At 67.4% G+C, this 20,209-nt stretch carries 17 protein-coding genes; 12 read left to right on the forward strand and 5 right to left on the reverse strand.

The features are described 5' to 3' along the window. Nucleotides 1-72 precede the first annotated feature (72 nt). On the forward strand, nt 73-2,373 hold the full coding sequence (bamA, locus tag EOJ32_RS08680; protein ID WP_052715117.1) for an outer membrane protein assembly factor BamA: 2,301 nt from the start codon (nt 73-75) through the stop codon (nt 2,371-2,373). Then, a complete protein-coding gene (locus tag EOJ32_RS08685) occupies nt 2,373-3,041 on the forward strand; it encodes an OmpH family outer membrane protein (RefSeq protein ID WP_045999411.1) in 669 nt (222 codons plus the stop codon). The genes bamA and EOJ32_RS08685 overlap by 1 nt, the downstream gene beginning before the upstream one ends. Here the strand turns inward: EOJ32_RS08685 and EOJ32_RS08690 are convergent. Beyond that, nucleotides 3,038-3,976, reverse strand: a complete 939-nt coding sequence (locus EOJ32_RS08690) for a nucleoside hydrolase (RefSeq protein WP_127898287.1) — start codon at nt 3,974-3,976, stop codon at nt 3,038-3,040. The two genes, EOJ32_RS08685 and EOJ32_RS08690, sit on opposite strands and share 4 nt — an antisense overlap. A gap of 134 nt (nt 3,977-4,110) precedes the next feature. Beyond that, nucleotides 4,111-5,109 carry a Fe(3+) ABC transporter substrate-binding protein gene (locus EOJ32_RS08695; protein ID WP_045999409.1) on the reverse strand — a complete coding sequence of 333 codons (999 nt, stop codon included), beginning with the start codon at nt 5,107-5,109 and terminating at the stop codon, nt 4,111-4,113. A gap of 106 nt (nt 5,110-5,215) precedes the next feature. Between EOJ32_RS08695 and EOJ32_RS08700 the strand changes: the two genes are divergently transcribed. After that, a complete protein-coding gene (locus EOJ32_RS08700) occupies nt 5,216-7,021 on the forward strand; it encodes an ABC-F family ATP-binding cassette domain-containing protein (protein WP_127898288.1) in 1,806 nt (601 codons plus the stop codon). Here EOJ32_RS08700 and EOJ32_RS08705 read toward each other — a convergent pair. Next, nucleotides 7,018-8,001, reverse strand: a complete 984-nt coding sequence (locus EOJ32_RS08705; RefSeq protein ID WP_127898289.1) for a putative zinc-binding metallopeptidase — start codon at nt 7,999-8,001, stop codon at nt 7,018-7,020. The two genes, EOJ32_RS08700 and EOJ32_RS08705, sit on opposite strands and share 4 nt — an antisense overlap. A 249-nt stretch (nt 8,002-8,250) precedes the next feature. On the opposite strand from EOJ32_RS08705, the gene rplU reads away from it, so the two are divergent. From rplU to EOJ32_RS08725, 4 genes are all read left to right on the forward strand, one after another. Next, nucleotides 8,251-8,664, forward strand: coding sequence for a 50S ribosomal protein L21 (gene rplU / locus EOJ32_RS08710; protein WP_127898290.1), 414 nt, complete (start codon nt 8,251-8,253; stop codon nt 8,662-8,664). 12 nt (nt 8,665-8,676) lie between these two features. Then, nucleotides 8,677-8,949, forward strand: coding sequence for a 50S ribosomal protein L27 (rpmA, locus tag EOJ32_RS08715; RefSeq protein ID WP_045999405.1), 273 nt, complete (start codon nt 8,677-8,679; stop codon nt 8,947-8,949). A 105-nt stretch (nt 8,950-9,054) separates the two neighbouring features. Continuing rightward, nucleotides 9,055-9,639 (forward strand): GNAT family N-acetyltransferase, encoded by a 585-nt coding sequence (locus EOJ32_RS08720; RefSeq protein ID WP_240542387.1) that lies wholly within the window; start codon nt 9,055-9,057, stop codon nt 9,637-9,639. Between the two features lie 63 nt (nt 9,640-9,702). After that, nucleotides 9,703-10,716, forward strand: coding sequence for an LLM class flavin-dependent oxidoreductase (locus tag EOJ32_RS08725; RefSeq protein ID WP_127898291.1), 1,014 nt, complete (start codon nt 9,703-9,705; stop codon nt 10,714-10,716). A gap of 67 nt (nt 10,717-10,783) precedes the next feature. On the opposite strand, the gene EOJ32_RS08730 is transcribed toward EOJ32_RS08725, so the two are convergent. Together EOJ32_RS08730 and EOJ32_RS08735 are read right to left on the reverse strand one after the other, a co-directional pair. Continuing rightward, nucleotides 10,784-11,518 (reverse strand): Bax inhibitor-1/YccA family protein, encoded by a 735-nt coding sequence (locus EOJ32_RS08730; RefSeq protein ID WP_045999403.1) that lies wholly within the window; start codon nt 11,516-11,518, stop codon nt 10,784-10,786. Between the two features lie 104 nt (nt 11,519-11,622). Continuing rightward, nucleotides 11,623-12,591 (reverse strand): NADPH:quinone oxidoreductase family protein, encoded by a 969-nt coding sequence (locus EOJ32_RS08735; RefSeq protein WP_127898292.1) that lies wholly within the window; start codon nt 12,589-12,591, stop codon nt 11,623-11,625. A gap of 190 nt (nt 12,592-12,781) precedes the next feature. Here EOJ32_RS08735 and EOJ32_RS08740 point away from each other — a divergent pair, with 190 nt between their 5' ends. The 5 genes from EOJ32_RS08740 (at nt 12,782) to EOJ32_RS08760 (ending at nt 19,979) form a co-directional block, all read left to right on the forward strand. Beyond that, complete coding sequence (locus EOJ32_RS08740; protein WP_042244532.1) at nt 12,782-13,141, forward strand: helix-turn-helix domain-containing protein; 360 nt, start codon at nt 12,782-12,784, stop codon at nt 13,139-13,141. Nucleotides 13,142-13,277: 136 nt separating this feature from the next. Beyond that, nucleotides 13,278-14,063 (forward strand): inositol monophosphatase family protein, encoded by a 786-nt coding sequence (locus EOJ32_RS08745; RefSeq protein ID WP_127898293.1) that lies wholly within the window; start codon nt 13,278-13,280, stop codon nt 14,061-14,063. 24 nt (nt 14,064-14,087) lie between these two features. Continuing rightward, on the forward strand, nt 14,088-15,446 hold the full coding sequence (mgtE, locus tag EOJ32_RS08750; protein WP_127898294.1) for a magnesium transporter: 1,359 nt from the start codon (nt 14,088-14,090) through the stop codon (nt 15,444-15,446). Continuing rightward, a complete protein-coding gene (locus EOJ32_RS08755; protein WP_205963142.1) occupies nt 15,443-15,985 on the forward strand; it encodes a 5-formyltetrahydrofolate cyclo-ligase in 543 nt (180 codons plus the stop codon). The genes mgtE and EOJ32_RS08755 overlap by 4 nt, the downstream gene beginning before the upstream one ends. A gap of 421 nt (nt 15,986-16,406) precedes the next feature. After that, nucleotides 16,407-19,979: a vitamin B12-dependent ribonucleotide reductase gene (locus EOJ32_RS08760; RefSeq protein WP_127898295.1), complete on the forward strand. Its 3,573-nt coding sequence runs from the start codon at nt 16,407-16,409 to the stop codon at nt 19,977-19,979. Nucleotides 19,980-20,209: the final 230 nt, after the last annotated feature.

Here is a 20,209-nt window from a genome sequence, read left to right on the forward strand (position 1 = left end):
ATGGGGCTACAGACCATAGGCAAAACGACAGCCCGAACCGGGCGCGTGCAGGCGGATACAAGAGGGGCCATCATGGAACGGAAACTGGGCAAGGGCGCATTGGCGCTGGTGACGTCCCTGGCGATCGCGGCGCCAATCGGAATGATCCCGCAGCAGGCCGCCGCCGTGGTCTTCGGCAGCATCCAGGTTCAGGGCAACCAGCAGATCGAGACGGGCGCCGTGCTGTCCACGCTGGCCCTGCCGCAGGGCCAAGACTTGAGCCCCGGCCAGATCAACGACGGTCTGCAGCGCCTGCAGAATTCCGGCCTGTTCGAGACGGTCGAACTGATCCCGCAGGGGTCCACCCTGGTCGTGCGCGTCAGCGAATATCCGATCGTCAACCAGATCACCTTCGAGGGCAACCGCCGCCTGAACGACGAGCGTCTGGCCGAGATCGTGCGCAGCCAGTCGCGCCGCGTCTATCAGCCCAGCCAGGCCATCCAGGATGCCCAGGCCATCGCCCAGACCTATGCCGCCGAGGGACGCCTGGCCGCCCGCGTCGATCCGCGCATCATCCGCCGCAGCGGCAACCGCGTCGATCTGGTCTTCGAGATCCGCGAAGGCAACGTCACCGAGATCGAACGCGTCAGCTTTGTCGGCAACCGCGCCTATTCGGACCGCCGCCTGCGCAACGTGCTGGAGACCAAGCAGGCGGGCCTGCTGCGGACCTTCATCCGCCGCGACACCTTTGCGCCCGAGCGCATCCCGCTGGACGAACAGCTGCTGACCGATTTCTATCGTTCGCAGGGTTACGCCGATTTTCGCGTGCAGGGCGTGGCGCCCGAAATCGCGCGTGAACGCGACGCGTTCTTCATCACCTTCAACATCTCGGAAGGGCCGCGCTATCGCTTTGGCCGGGTCGAGACCATCTCGGAGATCCCGGGCGTCGATGCGTCGCTGTTCGCCGAGCAGAGCCGCGTCCGGCGCGGGTCGTTCTACAACCCGTCGGTCATCGACACGTCGATCCGCCGGATGGAGACGATCGCCATCCAGCAGGGCCTGAACTTCGTCAACATCGAGCCTCGCGTCACGCGCAACCCGGAAAACCAGACGCTGGACTTGACCTTTGCGCTGACCCGCGGCCAGCGCGTCTTCGTCGAGCGCATCGACATCGAGGGCAACACCACGACGCTGGACCAGGTGATCCGCCGCCAGTTCACCACCGTCGAGGGCGACCCCTTCAACCCGCGCGAGATCCGCAATTCGGCCGAACGCGTGCGCGCGCTTGGCTATTTCGCGGATGCGCAGGTCCAGACCCGCGAGGGCAGCAGCCCCGACCAGGTCATCGTCGGCGTCAATGTCGAGGAACAGCCGACCGGGTCGCTGTCCCTGGGCGCCAGCTATGGCGTCAATTCGGGCGTGGGCTTCAACATCGGCCTGACCGAGCAGAACTTCCTGGGCCGCGGCCAGACCCTGGGCCTGCAGTTGCAGACCGCGACCGACGACCGCGCCGCCGGGGTCACCTTCATCGAGCCGTTCTTCCTGGGCCGCGACCTGCGCTTTGGTTTCTCGGCCAACTATACCGAGACCGAGGGCCTGAATTCGGATTTCGACACCCGTCAGATCCGCATCCAGCCGTCGCTGGAATTCCCGATCTCGGCCAATGCGCGGATCGAGCTGCGCTACCGCATCTCGGAGGACAAGCTGTCCAACGTGACCGAGGACAGCTCGGCCCTGCTGATCGCCGAGGAGGGCACGCGCCTGACCTCGTCGCTTGGCTATACCTACAACTGGGATTCGCGCCGCACTGGGCTGGACCCGCTGACCGCGTACCGGTTCCGCTTCTCGCAGGATTTCGCGGGTGCGGGGGGCGACACCAAGACGATCACCACGACCGCGCTGGCCGGCGTCGAGAGCACCGCTTGGCGCGAGAGCGTGACCCTGCGCGGCGAGGTGGAGGCCGGGGCGATCTATACCTACGGCGATTATTCGACCTGGATCCTGGACCGCTTCCGCACCGGCAACCGCGTCCGCGGGTTCGAGCCGAACGGCATCGGGCCGCGCGACCTGGCTGCGGTGAACGAGGACGGCCTGGGCGGCAACTTCTACTGGGCGGCGCGCGGCGAGGCGCAGTTTCCCATCGGCCTGCCCGAGGAATACGGCATCCAGGGCGGTCTTTTCGTCGATGTCGGCTCGCTATGGGGTCTGGACCGGACCATCGGCACCGGCGGCGTCCCGGTCGATGACGACATGTACACGCGCGCCGCGGTCGGCGCGTCGATCTTCTGGACCACGCCGATCGGTCCGCTGCGCTTCAACTTCTCGCAGGCGCTGCAGAAGGAAGACTATGACCTGGAGCAGAATTTCGACCTGACGATCCAGACGAACTTCTGATGCCGGTCCTTCGGACGGGACTGGGGCTGGTGGCGGCGGCGTTGATGGCGCTGCCCGCCGCCGCGCAGGATGCGACGGTGCCCGACATCCCGGCGCCCGAGATCCCGCCGATCGCCACGCCGCCCGTCCTGCCCAACAGCACCATTCCCAGCCCCGAGGAGGCGGCCGAAAGCGCGCCGATCCTGACGCTGGACCAGGAGGTTCTGTACCTGTCCTCGGCCTGGGGTCTGCGTGCGCAGGCCCGGCTGGAGGCCAAGGGCGAGGAGGTCACTGCCGAGAACGACCGCCTGACGCAGCTGCTGTCGTCGGAGGAGGCGCGCCTGACTGAGCAGCGTAGCACGCTGCCCGCGGCCGAATTCCGCGAGCTGGCCGAAAGCTTCGACATCCGCGCGACGCGCATCCGCCGGGAGCGCGCGCAGGCGGTCCAGGACCTGAATGCCTGGGCCGAGGCCGACCGGGCGGCCTTCTTTCGGGCCGCGCTGCCGGTGATGGGTCAGGTGATGCAGGACCGGGGCGCCGTGGCGGTTCTGGACCGGCGCACGATCTTCGTGTCGCTGGACGCGATCGACGTCACCGAACAGCTGGTCGCGGCGCTGGACGATCGCATCGGCGACGGAGAGGGGGTCGTGCCGCTGCCCGAACCGCCCCCGTCCGAGGATGCGCCCTAGGGCAGCCGCGCGATGCGGTCGTGGATCATGTCGAACAGCGCGTCGCGGTCCACGTCCTTGAGGAACAGCGCGTTGGGCGTCCGCCCGCTGACGCGCCACCAGTCGGCGACGGTCATGCCGGTGGTCCAGCGGCCCTCGATCTCGATCTCGACGTTGATGTGGCGGCCCTGGAACAGGTCGGGGTCCAGCAGCCAGGCGATGGTGCAGGGATCATGCAGCGGCGCGCCGAGGCTGCCGTATTTCGCGGTATCGAAGCGTTCGAAGAAGTCGGTCCAGCCCGCGACGGCCGGGCCGCAGCGGCCGGGCAGGGCGCGCATCGCCTCGACCCAGGCCCGGTCGGTCAGCGCCTTGTGCGTCACGTCCAGCGGCATGACGACCAGCGGCACGCCGGCGGCGAACACCTCGGCCGCGGCCTCTGGATCGACATAGATGTTGAATTCGGCCGCGGGGGTGATGTTGCCCACCTCGAAATAGGCGCCGCCCATCAGCACGATCTGCTGCACGCGTCCGATGATGTCGGGGGCGCGGCGGAATGCCTCGGCGATGTTGGTCAGCGGGCCGATGGGCACCAGCGTCACGGTGCCCGCATCATGGGTGCGCAGGGTCTCGACGATGAAATCGACGCCGTCCTGCGCCTGCAGGGGTAAGGTGGGCGCGGGCAGCTCGATTCCGTCCAGCCCGGTCTTGCCATGCACGTGTTCGGCCGTCACCAGATCGCGCGACAGGGGCCGGTCGCGGCCCGCAAAGACCGGCACGTCGGTCCGGCCCGACAGTTCGACCACCTTGCGGGCGTTCACCTCCGTCAGGGCCAGCGGCACGTTGCCGGCCACCGCGACGATGCCCAGGACATGCAGTTCCGGAGAGGCCAGCGCCAGCAGGATGGCCACCGCGTCGTCCTGACCGGGGTCCGTGTCGATGATGATCTTCTGTGCCAAACCGCGTCTCCAAGGCTCACAAGCGGCGATGATTGCGTCAGCAACGAAAAAGGCGCAAGCCCGCGCCTGCGCCTTTTGCGGACATCTGTAAGTTTCCTTGCGTCGGGGGGGTGGGGCCCCGACGCAAGAAGCCGTCACCCGTCGAAGTTGACGCGCTCGATCAGGTCCAGCGCCTGCGGGCGCAGGTCCGAGATCTCGGTCAGCGTCAGGTCGTCGGCGGTGAAGTCGCCCCAGCTGGCCACCAGCTCGGACCGCTCGACACCTTCGGTCACGGGGAACTCGTTGTTGGTTTCGGCATAGATGCGCTGTGCCTCTTCGCCGGCCAGGAACTGCATCAGCTGCAGCGCCGCGTCGCGGTTCGGCGCGGACTTGGTCATCGCAACGCCGGACACGTTCACATGCGTGCCGCCATCCTCGAAGGTCGGGAAGACGATACGGACCGATTCGGCCCATTCCTTCTGCTCGTCATCCTTCAGCATCGCGCCCATGTAATAGGTGTTGCCCAGGCTGATGTCGCATTCGCCGGCCCAGATCGCCTTGACCTGGTCGCGGTCGCCGCCCTCGGGACGCTTGGCCAGGTTCGACTTGACGCCCTCCAGCCAGGCGACGGTCTCCTCCTCGCCGTGATGGGCCAGATAGGCCGCGGTCAGCGCGACGTTATAGTCGTTGGTGAAGCTGCGGGTGCAGATGCGGCCTTCCCATTTCGGATCGGCCAGGTCCTCGTAGGTGGTGACCTCTCCGTCGGCCACGCGCTCCTTGCTGGCATAGACGATGCGGGCGCGGGTGGTCAGGGCGAACCACTGGTTCTCGTCGTCGCGCAGGCCGGCGGGGATCGCCTCCAGCGCCGGGTCCTCGACCGGCTGCAGGACGCCCGCGTCCTTGACCTCGCCCAGGCGGGCCACGTCGACGGTCAGCACCAGGTCGGCGGGCGAACGGTCGCCCTCGGCCTGCAGGCGCTCGACCATGCCCTTGTCGACGAAAGCCACGTTGACCGGAATGCCCGTCTCGGCGGTGAAGGCGTCGATCAGCGGCTGGATCAGCTCGGGCTGGCGGTGCGAATAGACGTTCACTTCCTGCGCCAGGGCCGGCATGGCGGTGGCACCCAGCAGCGTGGCGATGATCAGGGGACGCATGTTGACTCCTTTGGTCAGAATTCCCGCGTCTTGTGGCAATTCCGACCGAACCTGTCAAGCAATGCGGTGGATTGACCCCGGCGCGGCGCCGGGCTAGGGCGCGGTCATGGCACGCGCACCCCTTTTGCAACTCTCCGAGATCTCGCTGACCTATGGCGGCGATCCCAATTTCGAGGGCCTGTCCCTGAACGTCCAGCCGGGCGACCGCGTCGCGCTGGTCGGTCGGAACGGGTCGGGCAAGTCCACCCTGATGAAGGTGATGGCCGGTTTCGTCGAACCCGACCGGGGCGAGGTGGTCCTGGCGGCCGGCGTCTCGACCGGCTACATGGAGCAGGACCCGGACCTGTCGGGCTTCGAGACGCTTGGCGAGTTTGCCCGCGACGGGTTGGAGCCGGGCGAGGATTACCGCGTCGACATGGCCGCCGAGGGGCTGAAGTTCGACCCAGACCGCCCCGTGGCCACCGCATCGGGCGGCGAGCGTCGCCGCGCCGCGCTGGCCCGCCTGCTGGCGCAGGCGCCCGAACTGATGCTGCTGGACGAGCCGACCAACCACCTGGACATCGAGGCCATCGGCTGGCTGGAGGATCATCTGTCCCAGACCCGTGCGGGCTTCGTGCTGATCAGCCACGACCGCGCCTTTCTGCGCCGCCTGACCAAGGCGACGCTGTGGATCGACCGCGGCCAGGTCCGCCGGCAGGAACGGGGCTTCGAAGGCTTCGAGGATTGGCGCGAGGCGACCTGGGCCGCCGAGGATGACGCCCGCCACAAGCTGGACCGCAAGATCAAGGCCGAGGCCCGGTGGGCCGTCGAGGGCATCAGCGCGCGCAGGAAGCGCAACCAAGGCCGCGTCCGCGCCCTGGCCGCCCTGCGGGCCGAGCGCAGCAGCCAGATCCGCCGTCAGGGCACCGCCGCGATGGCGTTCGACAGCGGCACCACCAGCGGCAAGAAGGTGGTCGAGGCCACCGGCATCGCCAAGGCCTTCGGCGACAAGACCATCCTGCGGCCCTTCGACCTGCGCATCCAGCGCGGCGATCGCATCGCCTTTGTCGGGCCGAACGGCGCGGGCAAGACCACGCTGATCAAGATGCTGACCGGAGAGATCGCCCCCGACCAGGGCACGGTCACGATGGGCACCAACCTGGAGATCGCGGTCTTCGACCAAGGCCGCGCCGCGTTGAACCCCGACCAGACGCTGTGGGAATCGCTGACCGGCGACCCCGAGATGCGCGTGTCGGGCCGCGCCGATCAAGTGATGGTGCGGGGCCAGCCCAAGCATGTCGTGGCCTATCTGAAGGATTTCCTGTTCGACGACGCCCAGGCCCGCGCACCCGTGCGCAGCCTGTCGGGCGGCGAGAAGGCGCGTCTGCTGTTGGCGCGGCTGATGGCGCGGCCGTCGAACCTGCTGGTCATGGACGAACCTACCAACGATCTGGACGTCGAGACGTTGGACCTGCTGCAGGACCTGCTGGGCGAATATGACGGCACCGTGCTGCTGGTCAGCCACGACCGCGATTTCATCGACCGGGTGGCCGACACCACCGTGGCGATGGAGGGTGACGGCCGCGCCACCGTCTATGCCGGCGGGTGGAGCGATTACCAGGCGCAGCGCGGCGAGACCATGGTCGAGGAACCCGTCGCGGTCGCCAAGGCCGCGCCCGTGACGGACAAGCCCAAGGCCGCGCGCGATGGCCTGAGCTTCACCGAACGCCACCGCCTGGAGGCACTGCCCGGCGTCATCGCCAAGCTGGAGGCAGAGATCGCCAAGCTGTCGGAATTCATGTCCGACCCGACGCTGTTCCAGACCGCCCCGGCCAAGTTCGAAAAGGCCAGCCTGGCCCTGTCCGAACGCCAGGCTGCCCTGGCCGATGCCGAGGAGGAATGGATGTCGCTGGAGGAAAAGGCCGCCGTCTAGGCGGCCTTCCCCTCGCCGCGGGCAAGGTGGTTCTGCAGCCAGCCATGGGCGAAGGCGATCTTGTGCCGGACCGGCACGGTCAGCACGAACGGGTAGAGGTCGCTGTTGTCCAGCGCGCGATTGATGTCGTTGACCGCGATGGTGATCTCGGCCGCGATGTTCAGCAGGCGATACGGATCGGTCTCGGAATAGGGGTGATAGTCCGGCGGCACGCCCGGCATGTCCAGATGCGTGCTGCAGAAGCTGTCGGCCACGTCCGTCAGGTGCAGCAGGTGGGCGACCGTCTCCGCCCAGTCCTCGTGCGGGTGCGAGGTGGCATAGCTGGTGATGAAATCGCCTGCCGGGTCGCGCGGATCGGCATAGTGGTTCTTGAGGGCCTGGGCGTAATCGGCCCGCTCGTCGCCGAAGACGGCGCGGAAGGCGGGCAGGAAATCGGGCAGCACCTTCAGGCGGTCGAACAGGAAATGCGCGATCTCGTGGCGGAAATGGCCGACCATCGAGCGGTACTGCTCTCCCAGCTTCAGCTGGCGTTTCAGGCGGATCAGCTCGTCCGCCTCGGTCACGTTGATGGTGATCTCTCCGTTGGCATGGCCCATGATGATCTGCTGATCGCGCCCGCCGGTATGTTCGGACAGCATCAGGAACCGCGGACGCCGCCCGGGATCGGCCGGGGTGAACCAGTCCCATTCCGCAAGGTTGGCCAAAACCCACCGCTTGGCGCGTTCGGCGCTGGCCAGCAGGCGCTGGTTGTCGCCGATGTTCATCACCGGCACAACATGCGACATGGCGCAGGACGCGCAGAAGCCGCCCGGAACCTCGGCCGCCCAGTTGCAGGCGATGCGCGGGCGGTTGGCGCAATGGGGGGCGTCCGCTACCATCCGCCGCACGACCGGCGCATAGACCAGCGGCTCTCCGCACAGACAGATCAGGTTGTGGAAATAGGCGCGCGTGCCGCAATGCGGGCAGGAGAAGCGTTGCATCAGCTGGGGTCCGGTCCTGTCAGTGGCAGGGTACAAGCCCCGCGGTGCCGCAGGGTTCCGCACCATCGCACCGGCCTTGACAGGCAGGCCCGGATCGGGCAAATGCAGCGCACCGGCAGGGCATCCGCCCTTGGCCGGTCGATTGTTTTTAACGACACCCGCACAAGGGTGCGCCGTCCGAAGGCGGGGTTCGCCCCCCAACGCCGACATTGTCGGGGCCGCAGGACGCGGTGATGAAGGAAGAAAGCGATGTTCGCGGTTCTGAAAACTGGCGGCAAGCAGTACAAGGTGCAGGCGGGCGACGTCCTGCGCGTTGAAAAGCTGAATGCCGCGGCTGGCGATACGGTCCAGTTCAACGATGTGCTGATGGTCGGCTCGACCCTGGGTGCGCCCCTGGTCGCCGGTGCCTGCGTGCAGGCCACCGTGATCGAGCAGATCAAGGCCGACAAGGTCATCACCTATGTCAAGCGCCGCCGCAAGCACAGCTCGCAGCGGACCCGCGGTCACCGCCAGCAGCTGACGCTGCTGCGCGTCACCGACGTGCTGGACAAGGGTGCGGACAAGACCGGCGTCAAGTCCGCCGTCGGCGCCCGCACGAAGGTCGAGGCCGCCGATGCGCCCGCCAAGACCAAGAAACCGGCCAAAGACGCCGCTGAAGCCTAAGGAGAACGACCCATGGCACATAAGAAAGCAGGCGGTTCTTCCCGCAACGGTCGCGACAGCGCGGGACGCCGTCTTGGCGTCAAGCTGTTCGGTGGCCAGGCCGCCATCGCGGGCAATATCATCGCACGTCAGCGCGGCACCACCTGGTGGCCGGGCGTGAACGTCGGCATGGGCAAGGATCACACCCTGTTCGCGCTGACCGACGGCCATGTGAGCTTCAAGAAGGGCCTGAAGGGCCGGACGTTCATTTCGATCGTCCCCGCCGAGCTGGAAGCAGCCGAGTAACCTTAGCGTAATATTCTGATGCTAAGGGGGATCGGCGAGAGCCGGTCCCCCGAACCGTTTTATCGTCACATTTATTGATCGGTTTCTTGGGGAGGAAACATGGTGATGTCTGCACCCATGCGCGAGGGGAGTCGTCTGGACGACCTTGCGCCCGTCTTGGCCGATGGCCCGGCCCAGCCCGTGATCGCGACAGAGCGGTTCACGCTGCGACCGCTGCGCGCCTCTGATGCCGGCCTGATCGAACATTACACCGCCGACCGACGCGTGGCCGAAGGCACGCGCGCCATCCCCCATCCCTTGCCCCGCGGCGCCGCCGAAAGTTTCGTCGCCCGCTCCCTGGCCGCGGATCGGTCCGAGGATGTCTGGGCCATCGACGGGTCGGACCACAAGCTGGCCGAGCTGCTGGGCGTCGTGTCGCTGACCCGCATGGAGGGGTCGCAGTCGGAACTGGGCTTCTGGATCGGCGCGGGCTTCTGGAACACCGGCTTCGCGACCGAGGCCGTGGCGGCCCTTGTCGCGGCGAACCCGCACGGGGCACGGACCCTGTTCGCCGAGGCGTTTCAGGACAATCCGGGATCGGCCCGGGTGCTGACCAATTGCGGCTTCGTCTATCTGGGCGATGCCGAAAGCTGGTCCGTCGCGCGGGGCGGCCGGGTGCCGACCTGGACCTATCTGCGCAAGATGGTCTGAACGACTGCCTGATATGTCCTGTCCCGTTATTGCAAAGCGGGGCAGGCGGCCTAGATCAGGGGAATGACACAGCATCTTCCCTATTCCGTTCTCGACCTGTCGCCGGTTCCCGAAGGGTCCACGGCGCAGGACGCCATCCGCAACACGATCGACCTTGCCCAACATGCCGAGGGCTGGGGCTATCACCGATTCTGGTTGGCCGAGCATCACAACATGCCCGGCATCGCCAGCGCCGCGACCGCGGTCCTGATCGGACTGGTCGCACAGGCGACCAAGACGATCCGCGTGGGGGCGGGCGGCATCATGCTGCCCAACCACGCGCCGCTGACCGTGGCCGAGGCCTTTGGGACCCTGGCCACGGCCTTTCCCGACCGCATCGACCTGGGCCTGGGCCGCGCGCCCGGGGGTGACGGCGCGGTGATCCGCGCCCTGCGCCGGGATCCGATGGCCGACAGCTTTCCGCAGGACGTGGTCGAGCTGCTGGACTATCTGGGCCCTGAACGCGCGGGCGCGGCCGTCCGCGCGCTGCCCGGAGAGGGGACGAACATCCCCGTCTGGATCCTGGGCAGCAGCCTGTTCGGCGCGCAGCTGGCGGCGCATCTGGGCCTGCCCTATGCCTTTGCCAGCCACTTCGCCCCCGAACAGCTGGAACAGGCGCTGAGCATCTATCGCGAACGGTTCCGCCCCTCGCCCTGGGGGCAGAAGCCCTATGCGGTGCTGGCGGCGAACGTCTTTGCCGCCGACGACGCCGGAGAGGCCGCCTATCTGCGCACGACGATGCAGCTGGCCTTCGCGCGCCTGCGGACCGGCCAGCCCGGCAAGCTGCCGCGCCCGGTCCGCGACATCGACGCCGAGATCGGCGCGCAGATGCGCCAGGCCGTCGACGGTGCGCTGCGCATCAGTGCAGTGGGTGACCGCGAGCGCGTCCGCGACCAGCTGTCGCGTCTGGTCGAGACCTATTGCCCCGACGAGGTGATCCTGACCGGCCAGATCCACGATCATACGGCCCGGCTGCGCAGCTTCGAGATCGCGGCCGAGGCGGCATCGTCCCTGCCGCCGGTCCGGCAGGCCGCCTGAGCCCCCGCCATTCAAAAGCAAAAGGCCCCCGAAAGGGGGCCTTTTTTCATGTCGCAGGTGCGTTGGATTATTCGCGGTTGCCCATGAAGGACAGCAGGAACATGAACAGGTTCAGGAAGTCCAGGTACAGCTTCAGCGCGCCCATGATGGCGGACTTGCCCAGGAAATCCGCACCCGAACCCTGCATCTGCAGGTAGGTGTTCTTGATGTTCTGCGTGTCGTAGGCGGTCAGGCCCGCAAAGATCAGCACGCCGATGACCGAGATCGCGAACTGCATGGCCGAGGAGGCGATGAAGATGTTCACGATCGACGCAACGATCAGGCCGATCAGGCCCATCAGCAGGAACGTGCCCCAGCCCGACAGGTCCTTCTTGGTTGTATAGCCCCACAGGGACAGGCCCGCGAAGGCGATGGCCGTGACCAGGAAGGTCTGGACGATCGACACCCCGGTATAGACCAGGAAGATCGAGCTGATCGAGACGCCCATCAACGCCGCGAAGGCGTAGAAGACGCCGGTCGCCGCCGAGACGGACAGCCGGTTCAGGGCCGCGCCAAAGGCGAACACCATCAGCAGCGGCGCGAACATGATCACCCACCGTAGCGGCGAGTTGTACAGCGTGTTGGCCACGGCCGGGTTGGTCATGGCGGCGGTCGCGGTGCCATAGGCGGTCGCGGCGGTTACACCCATGCCGACCGCCATCAGCCCATAAACCTTGTTCATGTAGGCCCGCAGGCCCTGGTCGACCGCCGCCGTGCGGTGGCCTACGCCCTGCGCGGTACGGTACGTGTTGTAATCTGCCATCGATGTCTCCCTTGGAAGGCATGCCGACGCAGTGCCGGCTTGGGTCCAATATCGGTGGAAAGGCAGGATTTTTCAATGCCGCGCTTGGCTCAAATGCGTCGTGATCACAGCGTGATGACCACTTTGCCGACGCTGCGCCGCTCTCTCAGCATGGCGTAGCCCTGGGCCAGATCGTCCAGGGGCAAGGTGGCGCCAGCGACAGGGTCCAGCCGGCCCGCGCGGAACAGATCGAACAGCGCGTCGATGCTGTCCCGCAGCGCCTGCGGGTCCAGCGCGCGATAGCCGCCCCAGTAGAAGCCGTGGATGGCGATGTTCTTGACCAGCGCGTGGTTCAGCGGCAGCACCGGGGGGCGGCCGCCGGCAAAGCCGATGACTAGGAACCGCCCGCCGGGACGCAGGGCGCGGAACGCCGCCTCGCCAGGTTCGGCGCCCACGGGGTCATAGACCACGTCTGCGCCGCCAAGATCGCGCAGCGCTGCGCGCAGATCGGGGCAGGTGGCGCTGTCGATGACGTGGGATGCCCCCGCCTGGCGGACCACATCGACCTTGTCGGCGCCGCGCGCGATGCCGATCACCCGCGCGCCCATCGCTGCGCCGATCTGCACGGCGGTCAGCCCGACCCCGCCCGCGGCCCCCAGAACGACCAGCGTCTGTCCCGCCTGCAGCGCGCCGCGCCCGGCCAGGGCCAGGTGACTTGTCCCATAAGCCACCTGAAAGCCCGCCGCCTGTTCCAGCGTCATGGCGTCCGGAATGGCCTGGACGGCCCCCGGATCGACCGCCATCACCTGCGACATCGTGCCCGGTGCCGAAACGACCACGCGTGTGCCGGCAACCAGGCCCGATCCGGCGGGCGCCGAGAGGACGGTGCCGGCCCCCTCCAGCCCCGGCACGAAGGGCGGATCGGCCGGTTCCTGGTACTGTCCCTTGGCCTTGAGCAGGTCGGCAAAATTCAATGCCGCCGCGCCTATGCGCAAAAGCACCTGATCGGGACCGGCCACGGGGGGCGGAACATCCCGGATCACCGGGTCCTGACCCAGGGCCGAGATGAAGGCTGCGCGAATCAGTTGTGACATGTATTGTGGCCCTCGGATGTTGTCTGCACGTTCGCATCCCCGCTGGCCAAGTCAACGCGATGCCGATATGGCCGCAAGGACACCCCTGGACCTGTCTTTATGGTCAGGAAAGCCCCGATTAACCAAGTTGACACTCGAAAATTGTGCCTTTCCGGGCTAGAGCATCCTGAGATTGCAAAAGGTTGGGGCAATGAAGCATAGTGTAGATGTTCACGTTGGTAAGCGTATCCGCCATCGTCGCTGGATGATTGGCATGACTCAACAGCAACTTGCCGACAAAGTCGGCATCAAGTTCCAGCAGATCCAGAAGTACGAGACCGGCATGAACCGCGTCTCGGCCTCGCGTCTGTGGGACATCGCGCGGGCGGTCGACGTTCCGGTCAGCTTCTTCTTCGAAGGCCTGTCCGAGGGCGAAGTTCCCGGCGTGGTCGAAGGCGACATCTTCGCCGACAAGGAAGCGCTGCAGCTGGTGCGCGCCTATTACGCCATGCCCGAGGCGCAGCGTCGCCAGATCTTCGAGCTGGCCCGCGTCCTGTCCGACGCGGCCTGAAAGGCCTGACCGCCAGAAGGCGGATGACCCTGCCGCCGTCCCGCGCCGCTTGACCGCCGGACGACGGCCCCCTTTGACCGCTGGTCCCCCGGCGCATGACAGGCTACACCCGGCGTGACGACACGCAGGGGGCCGCATGCAGGACGCAGACCAGATCACCCGCACCGCGCATTTGATGGCAGACGCTGCCCGTCGGGCGATCCTGCCGTGGTTCCGCCACGCGGATCTGGCGGCCGACAACAAGCGGCCGGCCGATTTCGACCCCGTGACCCAGGCCGACCGCGATGCCGAACGCGCGATGCGCGACGTGCTGGCGCGCGAGCGGCCCGATGACGCCATCCTGGGCGAGGAATATGGCGCGACCCCCGGCACCAGCGGGCTGACCTGGATCCTGGATCCGATCGACGGCACGCGCGCATTCCTGTGCGGGGCGGCCAGCTGGGGCGTGCTGATCGGCCTGTCCGACGGGCGGGACGTGATCTATGGCCTGATCGACCAGCCCTATGTCGGCGAGCGGTTCGAGGGCGGGCTTGGCCATGCCCGGCTGACCTCGGCCGCCGGCGAACGGGCGCTGCGCGTGCGCGGCGGCACGCCGCTGGAGCGCGCGACGCTGCTGACGACCTTTCCCGAAATCGGCACGGCGGCCGAGGCCACGGCCTTTCGCCGCGTGGCCGACCGGGCGCGGCTGACGCGATACGGGCTGGACTGCTATGCCTATGGCCTGCTGGCCCTGGGCCAGGTCGATCTGGTGATCGAGGCGGGGCTGCAGTCCTATGACATCGCGGGTCCGCTGGCGGTGGTGCAGGCCGCGGGCGGCATCGTGACCGACTGGCAGGGCGGGTCCGCCGCCCAAGGCGGTCAGGTGATCGCCGCCGCGTCCGAGGCGCTGCACCGCGCGGCGCTGGATCTGCTGAACGGCTGACACGACAAGAACGCAGGGGGCAGCATGGCCGACGAAAACCGCGCGACCGAAACCGACGATCTGCTGAACCGCGTCGACGCGGCCGTCGAGGCCGGCGACCGCGCCGCACTGGACGCGGCCCTGGAGCCGATGCACCCGGCCGACATCGCCGACCTGATCGAGCGGCTGACCCCAGGCGACCGTCGTGCCTTCCTGACGCTTTATGCCGACGGCATCGACGGCGATGTCCTGTCCGAGATCGACGAATCCATCCGCGAGGAGGTGCTGGAGCAGCTGCCCCGCGCGGTCCTGGACGATGCCGTCCGCGAGATGGACAGCGACGACGTCGTCGACCTGGTCGAGGACCTGGACGACGCCGAGCGGGCGCTGATCCTGGCCGCGCTGGATGCGGGCGACCGCGCGGCGGTCCAGCAGTCGCTGGCCTATCCCGAATATTCCGCCGGCCGCCTGATGCAGTCCGAGGTCGTCACAGCGCCCGAGCATTGGACCGTGGCCCGCGCCATCCAGTTCCTGCGCGCCGAGGAATGGCTGCCCGAACAGTTCTATCACATCGTCCTGGTCGATCCGCGCCGTCATCCGGTGGGCTATGTCACGCTGGGTCGCCTGCTGGCATCGCGCAGCGACGCCACGCTGCGCGAGCTGGCCGAGGACAGCTTTCGCACCATCAGCGCCTTTGCCGAGGAGGCCGAGGTCGCCTATGTCTTCAACCAGTATCACCTGATCTCTGCCCCCGTCGTGGACCGCGATGACCGCTTGGTGGGCGTCATCACCATAGACGACGCGATGCAGGTCCTGGACGAGGAGCACGAGGAGGACATCCTGCGCCTGGCCGGGGTGGGCGACGAATCCAGCATCTCGGACAGCGTGATGCAGACGGTGCGCCAGCGCGTGCCGTGGCTGGCCACCAACATCGTCACCGCCCTGGCCGCCGCCAGCGTCATCGCCTTCTTCGAGGACGCCATCGCCCAGCTGGTGGCTTTGGCCGTGCTGATGCCGATCGTGGCGTCCATGGGGGGCAACGCGGGGACGCAGACGCTGACCGTCGCGGTGCGCGGCCTTGCGACGCGCGACCTCAGCCGGGCCAACGCCCTGCGCGTCGTCCGGCGCGAGGTCATCGTGGGGCTGACCAACGGGGTGTTCTTCGGGGTCATCATGGCCGCGATCACCTGGGTCTGGTTCCGCGATCCGGGTCTGGCGGCGGTGATCGGGTCGGCGATGATCATCAATCTGCTGGTCGCCGCGCTGGCGGGCATCCTGATCCCGCTTGGCCTGAACAAGCTGGGCGCGGACCCGGCGCTGGCGTCGGGAACCTTCGTGACCATGATGACCGACGTGATCGGTTTCCTGGCCTTCCTGGGGCTGGCCACGGCGGTGCTGCTGTGACCGCGGACAAGGCCCTGCTGCGCGCGCAGGCGCTGGCAGCCCGCGGGGCGGGCGGCGACGGGCAGGCCCTGTCGCGCAACCTGATCGCGACGCTGGCATCACACGCGGGCACGGTTCTGGCCGGATACTGGCCCATGCGCGACGAGGCCGATCCCCGTGCCGCGATGGCCGCGCATGACGGGCCGCTGGTGCTGCCGGTGGTGACCGGCAAGGCGCGCCCGCTGGTCTTTCGCCGCTGGCGCGACGAGCCGCTGGTGCCCGGACCCTTCGGCACGGCGCACCCGGCCGATTCGGCCGAGGTGCTGACGCCCCGCGTGCTGATCGTTCCGCTGGCGGGGTTCGACCGGCAGGGAAATCGCCTTGGCTATGGCGGCGGGTTCTATGACAGGACGTTGGAATCATTGCGAAAATCTGGCTTGGTGACGGCGATCGGGCTGGCCTATGCCTGCCAGCAGCTTGACCTGATCCCGGCCGAGCCGACGGACCAGCCGCTGGACCTGATCGTGACCGATGATGGTGTCCTGACGCCCATGCGCTGATTTCCGCCGGGCGTGGCAGATCTGCATCGGCTGTGCGCAACCGGGGGATGAATTGCGGATAAGCCTGTGGACAAGTCGTGGAATGCGGTCGGCAAGGGACTGTTCGGACGTGGTTTTTGACGCCGTATGCCACGTGCACCGCCTGGTCCTGCACGTCTCTGTGCGCGAATCCCGCACGCAGCCATGGGGCTGTCTGTCAACGGCTTTCGCGGGGCCGATTGCTAAAAAATTCGGTTGAAACAGCATCGAAGCGGCGGCAGTTTGTGGGCAATCGCCAGTGTGGCACAAGATGTGGTGGTTCTAATCGGGGGCGACCACAGGAACGTCGCAGCAGTCCTGATCTGACGGCCGTCCCCTGGGGCGGACGCGCCCTGCACGGGCGGATCGCGGCTGCGCGCAGGGGACCGGAAGGACAAGCAGGATGAAGATCGAGCGGCGCTTTACCACGGAAACCGGCGGGGCCTATGGCGGCATCGCGTTCACCACCACTCTCAGCGAGATCCGCAATCCGGACGGGACGGTGGTCTTTCGCAACGACGCGGTCGAGGTCCCCGAGGGCTGGAGCCAGGTCGCAAGCGACGTCATCGCCCAGAAATACTTTCGCCGCGCCGGCGTTCCCGCGCGGCTGAAGCCCGTCCGCGAAAAGGGCGTGCCCGAATTCCTGTGGCGCCACGTTCCCGACCATGCCGCAATGGCCGATCTGCCCGAGGATGCCCGGTTCGGCGGAGAGACCAGCGCCGCGCAGGTCTTTGACCGCCTGGCGGGGGCCTGGACCTATTGGGGCTGGAAGGGCGGCTATTTCACGACCGAGGCCGATGCCCGTGCCTATCTGGACGAGATGCGCCACATGCTGGCCCGCCAGATGGGTGCGCCCAACAGCCCGCAATGGTTCAATACCGGCCTACATTGGGCCTATGGCATCGACGGGCCGGGGCAGGGACATTTCTATGTCGATCACAAGACGGCCACGCTGACCGCATCGACCAGCGCCTATGAGCATCCGCAGCCGCATGCCTGCTTCATCCAGTCGGTCAGCGACGATCTGGTGAACGAGGGCGGCGTCATGGACCTGTGGGTCCGCGAGGCGCGCCTGTTCAAGTACGGCAGCGGCACCGGCACCAACTTCTCGTCATTGCGCGGCGAGGGTGAGCGGCTGTCCGGCGGCGGCAAGTCGTCGGGCCTGATGGGGTTCCTGAAGATCGGCGACCGGGCCGCGGGTGCGATCAAGTCGGGCGGCACGACGCGCCGCGCGGCAAAGATGGTCATCTGCGACATGGACCATCCCGACATCGAGGCCTTCGTGAACTGGAAGGTGATCGAGGAGCAGAAGGTTGCGTCCCTGGTCGCCGGCTCCAAGCTGCACGAGCGTGAGCTGAACGGCATCTTCGCGGCGATCCGCATCGGCGGCGGAGAGGTCGATCCGGCCCGCAACGACGCCCTGAAGGCCGCGATCCGCAGCGCCAAGCGCGCGATGATCCCCGAGACCTATGTGAACCGCGTGCTGCAATACGCGCGCCAGGGCTTCGACAGCATCGAGTTCCCGACCTATGACACGGACTGGGATTCCGAGGCCTATGTGTCGGTGTCGGGCCAGAACTCAAACAACTCGGTCCGGGTGACGGATGCCTTCCTGCGCGCGGTGCGCGAGGATGCGCCGTGGGAGCTGATCCGCCGCACCGACGGGACGGTCGCCAAGACCGTGTCTGCGCACGACCTGTGGGATCAGATCGGCCACGCGGCCTGGGCCTGCGCCGATCCGGGCATCCAGTTTCACGACACGGTCAACGCCTGGCACACCTGCCCCGAGGACGGGCCGATCCGCGGATCGAACCCGTGCAGCGAATACATGTTCCTGGACGACACCGCCTGCAACCTGGCGTCCATGAACCTGCTGACCTTCTGGACCGACGGCCGGTTCGACGCCGACGCCTATGTCCATGCCAGCCGGTTGTGGACCGTCACGCTGGAGATCAGCGTACTGATGGCGCAGTTCCCCTCGCGCGAGATCGCGCAGCGCAGCTATGACTTCCGCACGTTGGGGCTGGGCTATGCCAATATCGGCGGTCTGCTGATGAACATGGGCCTGGGCTATGACAGCGACCAGGGCCGCGCGATCTGCGGGGCGCTGTCGGCGATCATGACCGGCACGGCCTATGCGACCAGCGCGCGGATGGCCGCCGAACTGGGCGCGTTCCCGGGCCATGCCCGCAACGCCGACCACATGCTGCGCGTGATCCGCAACCACCGCGCCGCGGCGCATGGCACGGCGTGCGAGGGCGTGAACGTCGCCCCCGTGGCGCTGGACGCCGCGAACTGCCCGGATGCTGGCCTGGTCGACCTGGCCCGCGCGGCCTGGGACGAGGCGCTGGCCCTGGGCCAGGCGCACGGCTTCCGCAACGCCCAGACCACCGTCATCGCGCCCACCGGCACGATCGGCCTGGTGATGGATTGCGACACGACCGGGATCGAGCCGGATTTTGCCCTGGTCAAGTTCAAGAAGCTGGCGGGCGGCGGCTATTTCAAGATCATCAACCAGTCGGTCCCGGCGGCGCTGGAGAAGCTGGGCTATGCGCCCGCGCAGATCGAGGAGATCGTGGGCCACGCGGTGGGCCACGCCACCTTGGGCAACTGCCCCGCCATCAACCATGCATCGCTGGCCGGTCACGGCTTCGGCGCGACCGAGATCGCCAAGGTCGAGGCGGCCCTGCCGTCGGCCTTCGACATCCGCTTCGTCTTCAACCAGTGGACGCTGGGAGAGGATTTCTGCCGCGGCACCCTGGGCATCCCCGCGGACAAGCTGTCGGACCCCAGCTTCGACCTGCTGCGCCATCTGGGCTTCAGCCGGGCGCAGATCGACGCGGCCAACGACCATGTCTGCGGGACGATGACGCTGGAAGGCGCGCCGCATCTGCGGGCCGAGCATCTGCCGGTGTTCGACTGCGCCAATCCCTGCGGCAAGACCGGCACGCGCTATCTGTCGGTGGAAAGCCACATCCACATGATGGCCGCGGCGCAGAGCTTCATTTCCGGGGCGATCAGCAAGACGATCAACATGCCCTCCAGCGCGACCATCGCGGACACGCTGGCGGCGTACGAGCTGTCGCACAGCCTGGGGATCAAGGCCAACGCCCTCTATCGCGACGGCTCCAAGCTGAGCCAGCCGCTGGCCAGCGCCCTGATCGACGACGACGACGAGGCCGAGGAGATCCTGGCCCACGGGTCCACCCACGAAAAGGCCCGCGTTCTGGCCGAGAAGATCGTCGAGCGCGTCATCGTCAAGGAGATCGTCCGGTCGAACCGCGAGAAGCTGCCGCAGCGCCGCAAGGGGTACACCCAGAAGGCCATCGTCGGCGGTCACAAGGTCTATCTGCGCACCGGCGAATATGACGACGGCAAGCTGGGCGAGATCTTCATCGACATGCACAAGGAAGGCGCAGGCTTCCGGGCGATGATGAACAACTTTGCCATCGCCGTGTCTGTGGGCCTGCAATACGGCGTGCCGCTGGAGGAGTTCGTGGACGCCTTCACCTTCACCCGGTTCGAGCCGGCGGGGATGGTGCAAGGGAATGACAGCATCAAGAACGCGACCTCGATCCTGGACTATGTGTTCCGCGAGCTGGCCGTCAGCTATCTGGACCGCACCGACCTGGCCCATGTCGCCCCCGAGGGCGCGCGTTTCGATGAGATGGGCGGCGGCGAGGACGAGGGGCGCCCCAGCCAGCCGTCCGAGCTGAAGTCGCTGACGATGCTGAAGCAGATCAGCAGCGCGGGCTATCTGCGCAAGCGGATGCCGCAGGACCTGATGGCGCTGCAGGCCGGCGTATCGGTGACGGCGGTCACGACGGGCATGGCCACGGGGCTGGACCTGCGCGCCAAGGCCCGGATGCAGGGATACGAAGGCGATCCCTGCGGCGAATGCGGCAACTACACGCTGGTGCGCAACGGCACCTGCATGAAATGCAACACCTGCGGCGGCACCAGCGGCTGCAGCTGAGCATGGGTGGGGAATAAGTCGGCCCCCTGTGCCGTTTCCCTATCGACAGGCCCGACCCGTCGCAGCAGCAAGCGCGCACAGACGCGCGACGACTGACCCCCGTGCGCGGCCCCGTGCACGGGGGTCTTTTTCACGGCGATTTCAGGGCGTGACTTGACGCTGACGGCGCTTGGCCCTTGACTGCGGGAACGACCGGCTGCAACCGGCAGGAATGATGACAGGGCGGGGTT

The organism is Paracoccus sp. Arc7-R13, from assembly GCF_004010775.1.
Taxonomy (GTDB): domain Bacteria; phylum Pseudomonadota; class Alphaproteobacteria; order Rhodobacterales; family Rhodobacteraceae; genus Paracoccus; species Paracoccus marcusii.

Coding starts and splice junctions, on each gene's coding strand:
- bamA (WP_052715117.1), top strand. CDS start 73: ATGGAACGGAAACTGGGCAAGGGCGCATTGGCGCTGGTGACGTCCCTG.
- EOJ32_RS08685 (WP_045999411.1), top strand. CDS start 2,373: ATGCCGGTCCTTCGGACGGGACTGGGGCTGGTGGCGGCGGCGTTGATG.
- EOJ32_RS08695 (WP_045999409.1), bottom strand. CDS start 5,109: ATGCGTCCCCTGATCATCGCCACGCTGCTGGGTGCCACCGCCATGCCG.
- EOJ32_RS08700 (WP_127898288.1), top strand. CDS start 5,216: ATGGCACGCGCACCCCTTTTGCAACTCTCCGAGATCTCGCTGACCTAT.
- EOJ32_RS08705 (WP_127898289.1), bottom strand. CDS start 8,001: ATGCAACGCTTCTCCTGCCCGCATTGCGGCACGCGCGCCTATTTCCAC.
- rplU (WP_127898290.1), top strand. CDS start 8,251: ATGTTCGCGGTTCTGAAAACTGGCGGCAAGCAGTACAAGGTGCAGGCG.
- rpmA (WP_045999405.1), top strand. CDS start 8,677: ATGGCACATAAGAAAGCAGGCGGTTCTTCCCGCAACGGTCGCGACAGC.
- EOJ32_RS08720 (WP_240542387.1), top strand. CDS start 9,055: ATGTCTGCACCCATGCGCGAGGGGAGTCGTCTGGACGACCTTGCGCCC.
- EOJ32_RS08725 (WP_127898291.1), top strand. CDS start 9,703: ATGACACAGCATCTTCCCTATTCCGTTCTCGACCTGTCGCCGGTTCCC.
- EOJ32_RS08730 (WP_045999403.1), bottom strand. CDS start 11,518: ATGGCAGATTACAACACGTACCGTACCGCGCAGGGCGTAGGCCACCGC.
- EOJ32_RS08735 (WP_127898292.1), bottom strand. CDS start 12,591: ATGTCACAACTGATTCGCGCAGCCTTCATCTCGGCCCTGGGTCAGGAC.
- EOJ32_RS08740 (WP_042244532.1), top strand. CDS start 12,782: ATGAAGCATAGTGTAGATGTTCACGTTGGTAAGCGTATCCGCCATCGT.
- EOJ32_RS08745 (WP_127898293.1), top strand. CDS start 13,278: ATGCAGGACGCAGACCAGATCACCCGCACCGCGCATTTGATGGCAGAC.
- mgtE (WP_127898294.1), top strand. CDS start 14,088: ATGGCCGACGAAAACCGCGCGACCGAAACCGACGATCTGCTGAACCGC.
- EOJ32_RS08760 (WP_127898295.1), top strand. CDS start 16,407: ATGAAGATCGAGCGGCGCTTTACCACGGAAACCGGCGGGGCCTATGGC.